The sequence below is a fragment of the Priestia sp. YIM B13552 genome, from assembly GCF_042787775.1.
GTDB classification, from domain to species: Bacteria; Bacillota; Bacilli; order Bacillales; family Bacillaceae_H; genus Priestia; species Priestia megaterium_E.
Window position 1 is genome coordinate 961,187 of record NZ_JBHZOU010000002.1, and the last position, 17,636, is coordinate 978,822.

Sequence of the window (17,636 nt, forward strand, 5' to 3'; positions counted from 1 at the left end):
TATTCCTTTGTTCAGTGAGTCATGCGATACTGCAAAGATTTCCACGCTTTATCTTTTCCTTCACCTGTTTCAGATGAGAAATGAATTAATTCATCATTTGGATCTAAGTCCAGCGTTTCTCTCACTACTTTTAAGTGCTTTTGCCATTTTCCTTTAGGAATTTTATCAGCTTTCGTTGCAATAACCATAACGGGAAGGTCATGGTGCTTCAAAAACTCATACATCATAACGTCATCCTTTGAAGGGGCATGGCGTAGATCAACAATCATTAACACAGCTTTAAGCTGCTCACGATTTGTTAAATACGTTTCAATCATTTTCCCCCATGCTTCACGCTCTTTTTTAGACACTTTTGCAAATCCGTAGCCAGGTACGTCTACAAAGTGAAGGATTTCATTAATTAAAAAGAAGTTAAGCGTTTGAGTTTTTCCGGGCTTAGACGACGTACGCGCTAAGCTTTTGCGATTGAGCATCTTATTAATAAAAGATGATTTTCCTACATTTGAACGGCCTGCTAACGCAAACTCTGGCAGGTTTTCTTTAGGATATTGTTCAGGGCGTACGGCACTGATAACAATATCGGCTTGAGTTACTTTCATTTTACCTCTCCTACTAGCGCATGTTCCAATACTTGGTCCACATGTGACACAAGAACGATGTCTAATTCCTCTTGTACACTGTCAGGGATATCTTCAATATCACGTTCATTATCATGAGGGATTAATATTTTAGTTAATCCGGCACGATGTGCACTAAGTGACTTTTCTTTTAAACCGCCGATTGGTAATACGCGACCTCTTAGTGTAATTTCTCCTGTCATTCCTACTTCTCTACGCACTGGTTTACCCGTTAGTGCTGATACTAGAGCAGTGGCAATGGTAATTCCTGCAGAAGGTCCATCCTTTGGTACAGCTCCTTCTGGAACATGGATATGAATATCATGTTTTTCATAAAACTTTTCATCAATTCCTAGTTTCTCTGCATTTGAACGCACGTAGCTAAATGCTGCCTGAGCTGATTCTTTCATCACGTCTCCAAGCTTTCCGGTTAGCACTAGTCTTCCTTTACCAGGGGACAAGCTTACTTCAATGGCTAGCGTGTCTCCTCCTACAGTTGTGTAAGCAAGACCTGTAGCAACGCCGACTTGATCTTCCGTCTCAGCCTGTCCGTAACGGAACCTAGGCTTACCAAGGAATTCTTCAAGCGTTTTGGCCGTCACCACCACGCGTTTTTTCTCGCCAGAGACTACGATGCGAGCTGCTTTTCGACAAATGGAAGCAATTTCGCGTTCAAGGTTACGAACACCAGCTTCTCTCGTATATAAACGGATGATTGCTGTTAACGCGTCATCACGAATCTGCAAATTGCCCTTTTGCAATCCGTGATTTTCTAGCTGGCGCAGCAATAGGTGACGCTTCGCGATTTCAAGCTTTTCCAGCTCCGTGTAACCAGCAATTTGAATAATTTCCATTCGATCGCGCAGCGGCCCCGGAATCGTAGCTAAGTTATTGGCTGTAGCCACGAACATCACTTTTGATAAATCATACGTTTCTTCTATATAGTGATCGCTGAAATTATGGTTTTGTTCAGGATCCAATACTTCTAACAAAGCAGAAGACGGGTCTCCACGGAAATCATTTGACATTTTATCGATTTCATCAAGCAGAAATACCGGATTAATCGTTCCTGCTTTTTTCATTCCTTGAATAATGCGTCCAGGCATAGCTCCCACGTACGTGCGACGATGACCGCGGATTTCTGACTCATCTCTCACGCCGCCTAGAGACACTCGTACAAAATGACGATCTAGAGACGTGGCAATTGAACGGGCTAGGGAGGTTTTCCCTACGCCAGGAGGTCCTGCTAAACATAAAATAGGGCCTTTAAGAGATTTTGTCAACTGCTGCACAGCTAGATATTCTAATACGCGTTCCTTCACTTTTTCAAGGCCATAGTGCTCATCCTTCAGCACTTGTTCAGCATTATGAATATTGAGCGTATCTTCCGTTTCATTTGTCCAAGGTAGCGCAATCAACCACTCGATATAATTTCGAATGACTGAGCTTTCAGCGGAGGTAGCAGGAATTTTTTCATAGCGATCCAATTCTTTAAACGCCACTTGTTTGACATGGTCCGTCATCCCACTTGCTTCAATTTTTTCGCGAAGTGTTGCTACTTCTCCTGTCTTTCCTTCTTTGTCTCCAAGCTCTTTTTGAATCGCCTTCATTTGCTCACGAAGATAATACTCTTTCTGAGTGCGTTCCATTGATTTCTTTACACGCTGTCCAATTTTTTTCTCCAGCTGCAGAACTTCTTGCTCGTCTTGAATATGAGAAATGATCGTATTTAATCTTTCCTTCACATCAGTTATTTCTAAAATTTCTTGTTTGAGCTGAATTTTTATTGGTAGATGAGAGGCTACAATATCCGCTAGTCTTCCTGGTTCTTCAATGTCGCTTACCGTTGAAAGAGTTTCAACGGACACCTTTTTGGAAAGTTTTATGTATTGTTCGAAATAGTCTAAAAGCGTGCGCATCAGCGCTTTATCTTCTACATCAACCTGATGTTCTTCGTTTTGCTTTTCCACGTGCACAACAAAATATTCTTCGCTGTCTTCAAATTCTGTAACGTTTACGCGATTTAGTCCTTCTACTAAGACACGCATCGTTCCATTCGGCAGCTTTAGCATTTGTTTAATTTTTGCTAACGTCCCAGTTCTATATAAATCCTCTTTTGTTGGTTCATCAATACCCATATCTTTTTGTGATACTAAACAAACTAAGTGATCATCCATCATTGCTTTTTCTAATGCTTGCACAGATTTATCTCGCCCAACATCTAAATGAAGCACCATTGTCGGATAGACGATCAAACCTCGTAAAGGCAATAGCGGCATTGTCAATTTTTCTTTTTCTGCCATGCAATGAACACCTCCAATGCTCGTCAATTAAAGTATGTAAAGTGTGAATTCTTTTAACAATTTTATCTCATTTGTATACACATGTCTAACAATAGTAATTACTAATTGTACCATGAGAAAGAATTAAAAGGCAAAATATATCTTTTTAAGCTCTTTTCATAAAAAAACGCCTTTTTCGTTGGCTGTGTATAAAGGTTTTATACGCGAAAAAGGCGATGAATATTCATCTGACCATTAATTTTTAATTATCATGATAGAATTAGCTAGATTCTCTAGTTGAAATAGCTGGATCTACCGACAAATGTGCAACATGCTCATGTACAGACAATAGCGCTTGTTCAAACACCTCTGTTAAATGATGGACAGGAATAATGTCGATACCTTTTACCTTTTCTACCATTGCATTCATATTTTCTTTTGGCACAATCACCGTCTGAACGCCTGCTTGTTTTGCTGCCTTGATTTTTGGAATCACGCCGCCAATTGGCTTTACGTTGCCGTGCAGACCAATTTCTCCTGTCATTGCTACCGTATGTTTAATTGGCACTTCATAAATCGCTGAGTAGATACCTGTTGCCATAGCAATACCCGCAGAAGGTCCATCAATCGGAACGCCTCCCGGAAAGTTTACATGAATATCATACTCATCGGCAGGAACATCCATTGAGCGAAGAACCGTTATGACATTTTCAATTGAGCTTTTAGCCATACTTTTACGGCGAATAGACTTCCCTTGAGTCCCTATACTTTCCTCTTCAACGATACCCGTAATAATAATGTTCCCTTTCTCTTTTGCAGGAATCGCTTTGACTTCAATTTCTAAAAGTGCTCCAGAGTTGGGCCCGTACACAGCTAATCCATTAATAAGTCCCACTTTTTCCTCATCTGCAATTTTCGGATCGTGTCTTGGAGATAGTTGACTAGAATGAACAATCCATTCAATATCTTCATTTTTAATATCCGTTCGTTCCTCTGATATCGCTAATCCAGCCGCAATTTGCATCATATTAACCGTTTCACGTCCATTGCGTGCATATGTAGAAAACAGAGATAAACCTTCTTCTGATATATCCATTCTTACTTTATTTGCTGCTTTTTTTGCAACTGTAATAATTTCGTCACGATCAAGCTCACGGAAAAATACCTCTACGCATCTAGAACGAATGGCAGGCGGAATTTCATTAGGTGTTCTAGTCGTCGCACCAATCAAACGAAAGTCTGCTGGCAAACCATTTTGAAAAATATCGTGAATATGTGTCGGGATTTGTGTGTTTTCTTCGCTGTAATAGGCGCTTTCCATAAATACTTTTCGATCTTCTAGAACCTTTAACAGCTTATTCATCTGAATAGGATGGAGCTCTCCAATTTCATCAATAAATAAAATTCCCCCGTGTGCATCTGTAACCGCTCCTTGTTTTGGCTGCGGAATTCCAGCTTGGCCCATGGCACCTGCTCCTTGGTAAATAGGATCATGAACAGACCCAATTAAAGGATCAGCAATGCCTCGCTCATCAAAACGCGCCGTAGTTGCATCTAACTCTACAAATACAGCCGATTGTTTGAAAGGTGATTTTTTATTTTTTTTTGCTTCTTCTAACACTAAACGTGCTGCTGCCGTTTTTCCTACTCCAGGCGGACCGTATACAATCACGTGCTGTGGATTAGGACCGCAAAGGGCAGCCTTTAGTGACCGAATTCCATCCTCTTGTCCGACAATATCGGAGAAGCTAGACGGCCTTACACGTTCGGCAAGCGGCTCAGTTAAAGAGATGGCTCTCATTTTCTGCAATTGCTCCATTTCTTTCTTTGAATCCCGGTCAATTGAGACTTTTTGCGTACGCTGATTGCGTAATAAATTCCAAAAATATAAGCCAATGATGATACCAAAAAAGAGTTGGACCATTAAGGCAATATTCGTCCAGTTCATAGATAAACCTCCTGCGCAGTTTAGTAAGATAATTATCAGTTATTATCTCCCTGCAGCAGTAGGAATAAACAAGATTCTAGTAAAAAGTAAAATTTAGTTGTGCTTCATCACCAGAAAAAAGCCGGGTACTCAAATTGAGTACCCGGCTTTTTTTATGCTGATGTTTTGCTGCCTTCTTGAATAGTAGATCCGTCTTCTAATACGAACTTAGGAGCCGCTTGATCACGAACAGTTTCACCTGTGATAATACATTTTGTAATATCATCACGTGAAGGAAGATCAAACATTACATCTAACATAATACCTTCAATGATTGAACGTAGACCACGAGCACCTGTTTTACGCTCGATAGCTTTTTTAGAAATTTCTACTAAAGCCTCGTCTTCGAACTCAAGTTCAACGTCATCAAGTTCAAGCATTTTTTGATATTGTTTCACTAGTGCATTTTTCGGTTTTGTTAAAATCTCAACTAGCGCTTCTTCATCAAGAGGCACTAAGCTAGCAGTAACCGGTAAACGACCAATAAACTCTGGAATTAAACCAAATTTCAATAAATCTTCCGGTAATACTTTTGCTAGTAACTCTTTTTCTGTAAAGTCTTGTTGTTTTGTTTCTGAACCGAAACCAATTACTTTTTTACCTAGACGACGCTTAATAATAGGTTCGATTCCGTCAAATGCACCACCGCAAATAAATAAGATATTTGTTGTATCAATTTGAATAAATTCTTGATGAGGGTGTTTACGTCCACCTTGAGGAGGAACGCTTGCTACAGTACCTTCTAAGATTTTAAGAAGAGCCTGCTGCACACCTTCACCTGATACATCACGTGTAATAGATGGGTTTTCAGACTTACGCGCTACTTTATCAATTTCATCGATGTAGATGATACCTTTTTCAGCTTTCTCCACATCGTAATCAGCTGATTGAATTAATTTTAATAAGATGTTTTCAACATCTTCTCCTACATAACCCGCTTCTGTTAGAGATGTTGCATCTGCAATCGCAAACGGTACGTTTAAAATACGAGCCAATGTTTGAGCTAGTAAAGTTTTACCGCTTCCTGTAGGTCCAATTAATGCAATATTACTTTTTGATAACTCAACGTCATCAATTTTACTGTTTGAATTGATTCGTTTGTAATGGTTGTATACCGCAACGGATAACGATTTTTTCGCATCCTCTTGACCAATTACATACTCATCTAAAATGTCACGAATTTCTTTTGGTTTTGGTACATCTTTAAATTCTACTTCTTCTTCTGTACCTAACTCTTCTTCTACGATTTCCGTGCAAAGTTCAATACATTCATCGCATATGTAAACACCTGGACCCGCAACTAACTTGCGTACTTGTTCTTGTGTTTTACCACAAAATGAGCATTTTAACTGCCCTTTTTCATCGTTAAATTTAAACATAATTTTCACCCCTTGTAGTATTTACTAAAGTGCTCGAAGCTGATTTCTATCCGCGCTATAGCCCAACAACATGAACAACTCATCTATTTGTAGGTAAATGCCCCTCTTTATCACATAGTAAAAGCGCTATGAAAAGATTTGTATTGCATTTTACCATACATTTTCTTGAATAGATACTAAAACGTTTTATGTATATGTTGTTGATGAGCATAACAGAATGGAGATCTGCTATTATATAGTGTCCTCTTATTGGGCCTATTTCATAACCACGGATTTCAAACAATGGGTTAAAGCTGCTTCTACGGTGTTGGTTATGATATAAAAAAACTATTGAAGTTTATAAAACAAGGCACGATCAAGTCGCGCCTTGTTTCTTACTTACTATTATGCAACAGCTTTGCTGTTTTCTACAAGAAATTCAACTGCTTTACGTACTTTCATGTCTTCTTTAATGCTATCAAGACTGCCAAGCACTTTCTTAATTTCTTCGACAGGCATGTTGTACATTCCTGCCATGTTTTCTAATTCTTTTTCTACTTCTTCTTCGCTTACTTCAAGATTTTCAGCTTTTGAAATAGCTTCTAGCGTTAAGTTGATTTTCACACGCTTTTCAGCATCCGGACGCATTTGGTCGCGAAGAGCTTTTTCATCTTGACCTGAGAATTGGAAGTAAAGTTCAAGGTTAAGACCTTGCATTTGTAAACGTTGTTCAAATTCTTGCATCATACGATCCATTTCAGTATTGAACATTGCTTCTGGAATTTCTACTTCAGCGTTTTCAGCAGCTTTTTCTACTAAAGTGTCGCGAAGAGCTGATTCCGCTTGATTCTCTTTATCGCTTTGTAATTTTTCTTTTGTTTTTGCTTTTAACGCTTCTAAAGTTTCTACTTCTTCATCTACGTCTTTTGCAAACTCATCGTCTAAAGCTGGAAGTTCTTTAGATTTGATTTCGTGTAATTTCACTTTGAATTTAGCAGCTTTACCAGCTAGCTCTTCAGCGTGATACTCTTCAGGGAATGTTACTTCCACTTCTTTTTCAGCGCCTACTTCAAGACCAACTAGTTGCTCTTCAAAGCCAGGGATGAATGTGTTAGAACCGATTTCTAAAGAATAGTTTTCGCCTTTTCCGCCTTCGAATGCTTCGCCATCAACGAAACCTTCAAAGTCGATTACAGCTGTATCACCTTCAGCTACAGTTCCTTCTTCTTTAACAACTAGTTCAGCGTGACGCTCTTGAAGTGTTTTTAATTCAGCTTCAACGTCTTCATCTGTTACAGTTGTATCTACTTTTTCTACTTCTAAGTTTTTGTATTCGCCTAATTTAACTTCAGGCTTAACAGTTACTTTAGCAGTGAAAACTAGAGGTTGTCCTTTTTCGATTGTTTCAACATCGATTTCTGGACGCTCAACCGGTTCGATACCAGCTTCAACAATTGCATTGCTGTAAGCTTCAGGTAATAAGATGTCTAGTGCATCTTGGTATAAAGATTCTACGCCAAAACGTTTTTCGAAAAGTGGACGAGGCATTTTACCTTTACGGAACCCTGGTACGTTTACTTGTTTTACAACTTTTGTGAATGCTTTATCTAAGGCTTTATCAAACTCAGCAGCTTCAACTTCTACTGTTAAAACGCCTTGATTTCCTTCTTGTTTTTCCCATTTTGCAGACATGAATGTTTCCCTCCAAAATCATTTTAAGTAGTGATTTCTAAACTAGATAATGCAGATAGCCTATCAGTTCAACCCTCAATCATTATCTATTTAACTCCCTATTACTTTAAAGTAAGTAGGAATGTAATGTAAAGATGAAATTCTACTATACGTATTTAAGTGCATTTTACAACCATTATATTATAACATACAACAATGACGTTTCAACTAAACACCACATTTTATATAAAAGAAATTTCTTCAATTTCTTTTAGCTCTTTAATTGCCTTTCTTAATTCAGCTGCGGAGAAACTTCCGTCTTCCTCTGCTACAGCTGCATCTGACTCTTCTCCTTGCATCATCAGACTAACAGCATACACCGCTGCTGTCCAAAGTTTTACATTATCACCCGGTAAAAACGGAAATGTAATAAATAAATGACGCTGCCATATTTCAACGGCAACCTGCAGCAATGTAGGATTTTCATGCTCCAGCTTTTCCGTCAACTGCGCTTCTACTTGCTCGGCAAACAAATACGGTGTTGTTCGTTGAAGCTGAAGCGCATTTACTTTTTTCGTCTCTCCAAACTTAGTAATCATAAAATCAATGTCTACTTCTTCTTCCATAACTGTTTTTAAAGCGACTGTTTTTACGATAGGGTGAACAGCTTCAGATGAAAATAGCTGTTCCAGAAAGAAGCGCTGCTTTTCAATTCTCTTTGTTTTTAATGAATGAACCCATTCAAGCTGATCTTGAATATTGTCTAGAGCTGTGAATGATTTAAACTGCTCTAGCTGTTCTTCTTCTGTTTGTTCTTCTATGACTTGTTCTTGATTCATTCTATTCTTGCAGAACTCCAATAGCTGATAAAGCTGTTCAGCATGTTCAGAAGGGAGTTTGTGTTCTTGAATAACTGCTTGTAGAGTAACATATCCTTCATGATAGTGACCAAGCTGAATTAACACCATGAGGTACATTTGCAAATTATGATAATAATCGCCAATATCTTCTTTCAGCATTTGCTCACACAATTCCTTAGCTATGCCTGCATCACCGAGCTCCACGTGACAAATAACAAGACCAAGTAAAATTTCATGATGCTTATTATCAAGTTCATAGGCCTGCTCAAATAAAGGAAGTGCTTCTTGAAACTGCTTGTGCTGCATATGATCTGTAGCTTTTTCAACCAACCGTTCTTTTAATAGAGGAAAAGCTACAATTTTGTTTTGTTGTTCATTCGACATGTTTTCTCCCCACTTCGCGGTCCATTTGCTTTACAGTTTAGCAATTCGATTAACGGAACGCAAAAAAATCGAGCAAAATCATCATTTTGCTCGATTTTTGGTTAGTATCTTACCGTTTTTGCTTCATAAGCAGAAATGTCGTCTTCAAAAGAAAGCGTATAGCCAATTTCATCATATCCGTTAACAAGCATATATTTCCAATGGCCATTGATATCAAACGTACGTTCAAAGCCTGCTTCATCGGTAATTTTTTGCTGATGAAGATCGATTGTACAGGCGTAAGAAGCACTTTGAGACTCTTTCATTAAATAGGAAACATCTTCTTTTGATAAAACAATAGGTAAAATACCATTTTTTAGACAGTTTTGTTTGAAAATATCCGCAAATGAAGGTGCGATAATGGCACGAAACCCATAGTCTAAAAGCGCCCATGGCGCGTGTTCACGTGACGAACCACATCCGAAGTTCTCGTCAGCTACAAGAATTGTTGCTCCTTGATTTTGAGGCTGATTTAATTCAAACGTTTCATTTAACGTTTCATCTTCATTATATCGCCAATCAAAAAATAGAAATTTTCCAAACCCAGTACGCTCAATTCTTTTCAAAAATTGCTTTGGGATAATTTGATCAGTATCTACGTTTGCTCGGTCGAGACCTGCTACTTTCCCTGTGTGGATTGTAAAAGCATTCATCTATGTTCTCCTCCTTATCGCACCGCTTGTTCTTGTAGTTTGCGTACATCAACAAAATGTCCATATACCGCTGCCGCTGCTGCCATTACCGGGCTTACTAAATGCGTTCTGGCGCCTTTTCCTTGACGTCCTTCAAAATTGCGGTTAGAAGTGGACGCACAGTGTTCGCCTTGTGGAACTAAGTCAGAGTTCATGCCTAGACACATGCTGCAGCCTGAGTCTCTCCAATCAAAACCTGCTTCAATGAAAATAGCAGATAAACCTTCTTCTTCAGCCACTCGCTTTACTTTTTGAGAACCTGGTACAATGATCGCTCGCACATCTGGTGACACTTTCTTTCCTTTAATAAAGGCTGCCACGTCACGAAGATCAGACAAACGAGCATTTGTACATGAACCGATAAATACATGCTGAACTGGAATCTCTTCTATTGCCATGCCAGGCTGTAAGCCCATATACTCAAGTGCTCGTGACAAAGACTTTCTCTCAGCTTCTGTTTTACACTCTTCTAATGTAGGAACTTGCTTGCTAACATAAGAACTCATCGCCGGGTTTGTTCCCCATGTTACAACAGGTTCAATTGTATCTGCATCAATTTCCAGCGTTTCATCGTACGTTGCACCTTCATCTGTTGCTAAAGCTGCCCAAGCTTCCACTGCTTTTTCAAACTGTTCTCCTTTAGGAGCATACTGACGTCCTTTAATATAAGAGAACGTGACATCGTCTGGACTGATTAGACCAGCTTTTGCACCGGCTTCAATAGACATATTACAAATGGTCATGCGCTCTTCCATTGAAAGATCGCGAATACATTCGCCCGTAAATTCTACGATTGAACCCGTTCCAAAATTCACGCCGAATTTTTGAATTATTGCTAATACAATGTCCTTAGCATAAACGCCAGGCTGCTTTTTGCCATTTACTTTCACTTGTAGCGTTTTTGGTTTCGCTTGCCATAGCGTTTGTGTTGCTAAAACATGCTCTACCTCACTAGTTCCTATCCCAAAAGCAAGCGCTCCAAATGCACCGTGAGTAGATGTATGACTATCTCCGCACACAATGGTTTTTCCAGGCTGAGTTAATCCTAATTCCGGTCCAATGATATGCACAATTCCTTGCTCTTCACTTGTTAAATCTAAAAGCTTCACACCAAACTCATGACAGTTTTCAGATAGTTTGTCTACTTGTTTCTTTGCAATCGGATCTTTAATATTAAAACGGTCAACCGTTGGAATGTTATGATCCATTGTAGCAAACGTTAAGTCTGGACGCTTCACTTGGCGATTTGCCACGCGAAGACCTTCAAATGCTTGAGGAGACGTTACTTCATGAATAAGATGAAGATCGATATATAATAAGTCCGGCTTCCCCTCTTCTCGACGTACAACATGTTGTTCCCAAAGCTTATCAATAATTGTTTTTGGTTTCATACTGCTCCTCCTTTCTGATTATGAAAAACGTTTCTCACAAAACGTGAGAAACGCATGATTAACTGTAAGCTGTCATAATGCTTGAAATGGCAGAATCATTGGCAATTACCGCAGTTATCGCCTCCACCATTTTATCGGTACCTAAATAATGATTACCGTCTGCTAAGTCAGCTGTTCGATGACCTGCATGTAATACACTTTCAACCGCTTGTTCAATCACTGCTGCTTCTTTTTCTAATCCAAATGAATGTCTAAGCAACATTGCTGCAGATAAAATAGCAGCAATCGGATTAGCTTTGTTTTGACCAGCAATATCTGGTGCAGAACCGTGAACCGGTTCGTATAAAGATGGACCATCAGCCGTTAAGCTGGCAGATGGCAACATTCCTAACGATCCTGTCAGCATAGAAGCCTCATCACTCAAAATATCACCAAACATATTTTCAGTTACCACTACATCAAAATACTTCGGATTACGAATTAACTGCATAGCAGCTGAATCTACAAGCATATGCTCAAGCTCTACATCCGGGTAGTCTTTTGCTACTTCTTCAGCTACTTCACGCCACACTCTACTAGACTCAAGCACATTCGCTTTATCAACAGACGTTACTTTTTTACGTCGATTTACAGCCGTGTCAAATGCTTGACGAATAATTCTTTCTATTTCTGTACGCTTATAAAATAATGTGTCGACAACTGTTTCTTCATTTCCTTCTGTTCGGCGCTCGCTAGGCTTACCAAAATATAAGCCTCCTGTTAGCTCGCGGACGATAATGAAGTCAACACCTTCAATGTATTCTTTTTTCAGAGGAGAGGCATCCGCTAAGCTATCATAAAACGTCACCGGACGAAGATTAGCATATAAATCCAGTTCTTTTCGAATAGCTAGCAAACCTTTTTCCGGTCGCAAATGTGAAGGGTTACGATCCCATTTTGGCCCTCCAACCGATCCAAGTAATACAGCATCTGCCTGCTTACAAGTCTCAATTGTACTTTCTGGAAGAGGTGTGCCCGCCTCATCAATTGCAGCTCCGCCAATTAGTCCATACGTAAACTCAAATTGATGATCAAAGCGCTCTCCAATTGCTTTTAAAACGGCAACAGCGCCCTTGGTTACTTCTGTTCCTACGCCGTCACCCGGTAATACAGCGACTTTTTTTGTCATGGTGGTCTCTCCCTTCAGTTCACATTACTTCTTGCTTTGTACGATGCTGCTGAATAGCAATTAAACGATTAATGGCGTTCAGATATGCTTTCGCTGACGATTCTAATACATCAAATGCTACTCCGCGTCCGCTTGCTTCAGTTCCTTCGCTTTCAACCTTCACAAATACTTCAGCCAGTGCGTCCGGCCCACCGTTAATAGACTGAATACGATAGTCTAATAGTTTTACATCTTGTTCAACACAGCGCTGCAGCGTATTATAGATAGCTTCCACGCTTCCAGATCCCGTAGCTGCTTCTTGAATCTCTTCGCCGTTTTCTTTGCGAAGCGTAATCGTAGCCGTTGGAATATTGTTCGTACCATACTGAACTTGCAGACTTTCAAGCTTATATTCACTGTCTTTGCTAACTTGCTTTTGAATGACTAATGCCAATAAATCATCATCGGTAATGTCTTTTTTCTTATCTGCTAAGTCTTTAAACTTCTCAAAAAGTACGTTTGCTTCTGTATCTTCCAATGTGAATCCAAGCTCTACTAAGCGTGTACGGAACGCATGACGGCCTGAGTGTTTACCAAGCACAATTGGATTTTGTTTAACACCCACAAGTTCTGGGGAAATAATCTCATATGTTAACGGATTTTTTAAGACGCCATCTTGGTGAATACCTGATTCATGAGCAAAAGCATTCTTTCCTACAATTGCTTTATTTGGTGCAATATTCATTCCGGTAAGCTTACTGATAATGTCACTCGTACGCTTAATTTCAGGCAAGATAAGACCTGTGCTCGCTTGATAGAAATCTTGACGGACATGAAGCGCAAGTGCTACTTCTTCAAGAGCTGCGTTACCCGCACGTTCTCCGATTCCGTTAATCGTTCCTTCAATTTGAGTAGCTCCTGCTTCAATCGCAGCCATTGAATTGGCCACAGCTAGCCCTAAGTCATCGTGACAGTGAGCTGACAAATCAACTTTATGAATATTTGACACATGTTCTTTTAAGTAATTAAATACTGATTGATAGTCGCCAGGAGTGATAAATCCTACTGTATCTGGAATATTAACGACTTTTGCACCAGCATCAATAACGGCTTCTACAATTCTAGCTAAAAACGGTAAATCTGTTCGACATGCATCTTCAGCAGACCATTGAACAACCGGGAATTTTTTACTTGCGTACTTCACCATTTCCACTGCTGTTTCAAGTACTTCATCAGGTGTTTTTTTCAATTTATGCTGCATATGAATTTCGGAAGTAGCGATAAAAACATGCAGTCTTGGTTCTGCACTTTCTTTTAACGCTTCCCATGCAATGTCAATATCTTTTGTAACAGACCTTGCAAGGCCTGTTACAGAAGAATTTTTGACAATAGACGCAATTTCTTTTACGGATTGAAAATCACCTTTTGAAGAAGCGGGAAATCCGGCTTCAATGATGTCGATACCTAATCGCTCTAACTGCTTAGCAATTTCAAGCTTTTCTTGTAGGTTCAAATTGACTCCAGGTGACTGTTCACCATCGCGTAGCGTCGTGTCAAATAGTTTAATTTTTTGCACTAGCGATCACCGCTTCTTTCTTTTGTTTTTTAACAAATGGCATCATTTCACGTAATTGAGCGCCAACTTTTTCAATTAAATGTTCGTTTTCACGGTTATTGATAGCTGTAAATTCCGGACGATTTGCTTGGTTTTCTAGGATCCAGCCTTTTGCAAATTTACCTGTTTGGATATCTTCAAGCACTTTTTTCATTTGCTCTTTTGAACGCTCATCTACAACGCGTGGTCCTGAAACGAAGTCACCCCATTGAGCTGTATCAGAGATTGAATAACGCATGCCTTCCATTCCGCCTTCATACATAAGGTCAACAATTAATTTTAATTCGTGTAAACACTCAAAATATGCAACTTCCGGTTGGTAGCCAGCTTCTACAAGCGTTTCAAAACCAGCTTTAACTAATGAAGTTAACCCACCGCAAAGTACTGCTTGCTCACCGAAAAGATCTGTTTCTGTTTCTTCTTTAAATGTTGTTTCTAACACACCCGCACGAGCTGAACCGATTGCTTTAGCATAAGCTAACGCTACGTCTTTTGCTTCTCCAGTTACATCTTGGAATACTGCGAATAACGCCGGTACGCCAGCTCCTTCTTCATACGTTCTTCTTACAAGGTGACCAGGGCCTTTTGGAGCTACTAAGAATACGTCAACGAATTCAGGTGCTACGATTTGGTTAAAGTGAATGTTGAAACCGTGAGCAAATACTAAAGATTTTCCTGGTTTTAGTCCTGGAAGAATTTCTTCGTTATAAACTTTTGGCTGATACTCATCTGGAAGTAATACCATTACTACTTCTGCTTGTTGAACTGCATCTTTTACAGATAATACAGTGAAACCGTCTTGCTCTGCTTGGTCCCATGATTTACCTTTACGTAATCCTACTACCACGTTTACTCCGCTGTCGCGTAAGTTTTGTGCATGGGCGTGACCTTGTGAACCATAGCCTACGATTGCTACTGTTTTACCTTGTAATAATTGATCCTTTGCATCTCCGTTATAATATACCTTTGTCATAATAAATCTCTCCTCTTAGTTTATATAGTTTTATATAGTTTACTTGGTTAGTAACTAGCTAGAATTAAATGATTGATGAAAGTTTGGCTGCTGCTTTTTGCGTACCGCGCGGAACAGCTACTGTACCCGTGCGCGTTACTTCTTTTAATCCATAAGGCTGAAGCAGATCAATCATCGCTTCAATCTTGCTGGATTCACCTGTTACTTGAATAATTAAGCTGTCGCGGCTTACATCAATGATGGTTGCACGGAAAGGCTCAATTACTGCATAAAGTTCGTTACGGCTCGCTGGCGTAGAGGCTACTTTCATTAAAGCAAGCTCTCTTGATACCACCGCTTGATCCGTAATATCTTGAACCTTTAACACGTCAATCTGCTTATTTAACTGCTTAATCACTTGTTCAGCAGCGTTATCATGCTCTACGTTCACAACAAACGTCATGCGTGATACATCTTCAGATTCAGTGTGACCTACCGAAATACTCTCAATATTGAAATTTCTTTTTGTAAATAACCCCGTCACGCGATTTAATACGCCCGCACGGTTTAATACAGTTGCTGTAATAATTCGCTTCATGGTTTCACCCCTACCATTTCATGTAATCCTTTTCCAGGTGCAACCATTGGATATACGTTTTCTTTAGGTGCGACAAAGAAATTTAGTAGAACAGGTCCATCTGTTTCCATTGCTTCTTTCAAAGCCGCATGCGCTTCTTCTTCAGTAGAAGCTTGTAAACCTTTGATATCATAAGCTTCTGCAAGCTTCATTAAATTAGGCTGATTCGGAATTAAAGAGTGTGAGTAGCGTTCTTCATAGAAGATTTCCTGCCACTGACGAACCATACCAAGCGACTGATTGTTAAGTACAACCACTTTTACAGGTAAATTTAATTCTCTAATAACTCCTAATTCTTGAAGCGTCATTTGAAATCCACCGTCACCAACGACTGCTACAACTGTTTTATCTTTGTTTGCCAGCTGAGCGCCGATTGCAGAAGGTAATCCAAAGCCCATAGTGCCAAGACCACCTGAAGTTACCCATCGATCTGGATTATTAAATGTGTAGTATTGAGCTACCCACATTTGATGTTGCCCAACGTCCGTTGTAACAACGGCATCTCCATTTGTATACTTGTGAAGCAACTCAACTACTTTTTGTGGCTTTAACACATCCCCTGAGTTCTGATACCATAATGGATATTCTTGCTTCCACGCCGCTAATTTCTCATGCCATTTCGTATAATCTCCAACTTCTCCTTCTTGCAGAAGCAATTGCTTCAATACTTCTTTCGCATCTCCAACAATTGGAATCTTGGTTGGAACATTCTTTCCAATTTCCGCTGGGTCGATGTCAATGTGAGCAATTTTTGCATTTGGTGCAAAATGCTTTAAGTTACCTGTTACTCGGTCATCAAAGCGTGCACCGATACTAATGAGAAGATCACTCTCATAAATTGCCATGTTTGCTGTGTAGGTTCCGTGCATGCCAGCCATTCCTAAATGAAGCGGATGATCTGCAGGAAAACAGCCCAACCCTAAAAGCGTATTAATAACCGGAATATTTTGACGTTCAGCATAATTTTTTAATTCTTCTGAACCTTTACTCAATAACACTCCCGCACCTGCTAGAATAACAGGTTGTTTTGCAGCTGCTACTGCGTCTGTTAATTTTTTAACCTGCAGCTGATTTGGAAAATAAGTTGGCTGATAGCCAGGTAAATCAATTTCTCCTTCGTAATTAAATGTTCCATCACCCTGTGCCATATCTTTTGGAATGTCGATTAAGACTGGACCAGGTCTTCCTGTTGTCGCAATATGAAATGCCTCTTTGATGATTCTCGGCATATCGCTGATATTGCGTACTTGATAGCTATGTTTTGTAATTGGCATTGTGATCCCTAATACATCTGCTTCTTGGAACGCGTCAGAACCAATTACACTTGAAGCTACTTGACCAGTAAAAACAACTAAAGGAAGTGAGTCAATCATCGCATCTGCCAAACCTGTTACGATATTTGTTGCACCAGGACCACTTGTTGCGATAACTACACCGGGTTTGCCTGAAATTCTTGCGTACCCTTCTGCTGCGTGAATTCCACCTTGTTCGTGACGAGCAAGTACGTGAAACATTCCTGAACCATATAGCTTATCGTAAATCGGTAAAACGGCTCCCCCTGGGTAACCGAAGATGACGTCAACATTTTCTCTTCTTAGAGATTCAATCAACATGTCAGCTCCATTCATTTGTGCCCCAGTGCTTACAGGTTCTTTCGTTTGCATATTGGCTCCCACTTTTCTCATCCTTTCGTTTTCTAGATAAAAGAAAAAAGACTTCTCACCCCTAAATAGACCCTATCAAATGATATAGGTCAAGGGGCGAAAAGTCTTTTGTACTTTACGCGGTACCACCCTCGTTTGTAATCGTAATGATTACCTTATGAATGTATACTGTACATTCTTTTTGATAACGAGTGCTTTGGAAGTACACTCGGTCGCCCTTACTGAATTTCAGGGTGACACTCTGAGGTGAGTTCATTTTGAGTTGGTAACGTCGGCTTCCAGCAACCCGACTCTCTGTTGATACCTAAACATCAAAACTACTTATCCTCTTCAACGTTTT

General features: G+C 39.7%; 13 protein-coding genes and 1 other annotated feature (1 of these 14 cut by a window edge). All 13 genes read right to left on the reverse strand.

Annotated features, from left to right (window positions below):
• Positions 1 to 11 precede the first annotated feature (11 nt).
• The 13 genes from yihA to ilvB all read right to left on the reverse strand — a co-directional run bounded on the left by yihA (position 12) and on the right by ilvB (position 17,317).
• Entirely contained in the window at positions 12 to 599 is a 588-nt protein-coding gene (gene yihA, locus ACFX40_RS11045) for a ribosome biogenesis GTP-binding protein YihA/YsxC (protein WP_013059364.1), read from the reverse strand.
• Positions 596 to 2,920, reverse strand: a complete 2,325-nt coding sequence (gene lon, locus ACFX40_RS11050) for an endopeptidase La (protein ID WP_377254933.1) — start codon at positions 2,918 to 2,920, stop codon at positions 596 to 598. The genes yihA and lon overlap by 4 nt, the downstream gene beginning before the upstream one ends.
• A 259-nt stretch (positions 2,921 to 3,179) precedes the next feature.
• Positions 3,180 to 4,847, reverse strand: a complete 1,668-nt coding sequence (gene lonB / locus ACFX40_RS11055) for an ATP-dependent protease LonB (protein WP_013085136.1) — start codon at positions 4,845 to 4,847, stop codon at positions 3,180 to 3,182.
• A 152-nt stretch (positions 4,848 to 4,999) separates the two neighbouring features.
• Positions 5,000 to 6,265, reverse strand: a complete 1,266-nt coding sequence (gene clpX, locus ACFX40_RS11060; protein ID WP_013059367.1) for an ATP-dependent protease ATP-binding subunit ClpX — start codon at positions 6,263 to 6,265, stop codon at positions 5,000 to 5,002.
• A gap of 384 nt (positions 6,266 to 6,649) precedes the next feature.
• Positions 6,650 to 7,936 carry a trigger factor gene (gene tig, locus ACFX40_RS11065; RefSeq protein WP_377254936.1) on the reverse strand — a complete coding sequence of 429 codons (1,287 nt, stop codon included), beginning with the start codon at positions 7,934 to 7,936 and terminating at the stop codon, positions 6,650 to 6,652.
• A 221-nt stretch (positions 7,937 to 8,157) separates the two neighbouring features.
• Entirely contained in the window at positions 8,158 to 9,159 is a 1,002-nt protein-coding gene (locus ACFX40_RS11070) for a tetratricopeptide repeat protein (protein WP_028410553.1), read from the reverse strand.
• 101 nt (positions 9,160 to 9,260) lie between these two features.
• Entirely contained in the window at positions 9,261 to 9,851 is a 591-nt protein-coding gene (gene leuD / locus ACFX40_RS11075; protein ID WP_028410552.1) for a 3-isopropylmalate dehydratase small subunit, read from the reverse strand.
• 14 nt (positions 9,852 to 9,865) lie between these two features.
• On the reverse strand, positions 9,866 to 11,281 hold the full coding sequence (gene leuC / locus ACFX40_RS11080) for a 3-isopropylmalate dehydratase large subunit (RefSeq protein WP_013059371.1): 1,416 nt from the start codon (positions 11,279 to 11,281) through the stop codon (positions 9,866 to 9,868).
• A gap of 58 nt (positions 11,282 to 11,339) precedes the next feature.
• Entirely contained in the window at positions 11,340 to 12,449 is a 1,110-nt protein-coding gene (leuB, locus tag ACFX40_RS11085; protein WP_013059372.1) for a 3-isopropylmalate dehydrogenase, read from the reverse strand.
• A 19-nt stretch (positions 12,450 to 12,468) separates the two neighbouring features.
• Positions 12,469 to 14,004, reverse strand: a complete 1,536-nt coding sequence (locus ACFX40_RS11090) for a 2-isopropylmalate synthase (RefSeq protein WP_025750618.1) — start codon at positions 14,002 to 14,004, stop codon at positions 12,469 to 12,471.
• The gene (ilvC, locus tag ACFX40_RS11095) at positions 13,991 to 15,016 is read right to left on the reverse strand and encodes a ketol-acid reductoisomerase (RefSeq protein WP_013085141.1); all 1,026 of its coding nucleotides are present in this window, start codon (positions 15,014 to 15,016) and stop codon (positions 13,991 to 13,993) included. Before ilvC ends, ACFX40_RS11090 begins: the two co-directional genes overlap by 14 nt.
• A 64-nt stretch (positions 15,017 to 15,080) precedes the next feature.
• Positions 15,081 to 15,593 (reverse strand): acetolactate synthase small subunit, encoded by a 513-nt coding sequence (ilvN, locus tag ACFX40_RS11100; RefSeq protein ID WP_013059375.1) that lies wholly within the window; start codon positions 15,591 to 15,593, stop codon positions 15,081 to 15,083.
• Positions 15,590 to 17,317, reverse strand: a complete 1,728-nt coding sequence (ilvB, locus tag ACFX40_RS11105; RefSeq protein ID WP_153254654.1) for an acetolactate synthase large subunit — start codon at positions 17,315 to 17,317, stop codon at positions 15,590 to 15,592. The genes ilvN and ilvB overlap by 4 nt, the downstream gene beginning before the upstream one ends.
• A 68-nt stretch (positions 17,318 to 17,385) precedes the next feature.
• Positions 17,386 to 17,636, reverse strand: a binding site (T-box leader) (it continues 3 nt past the right edge of the window).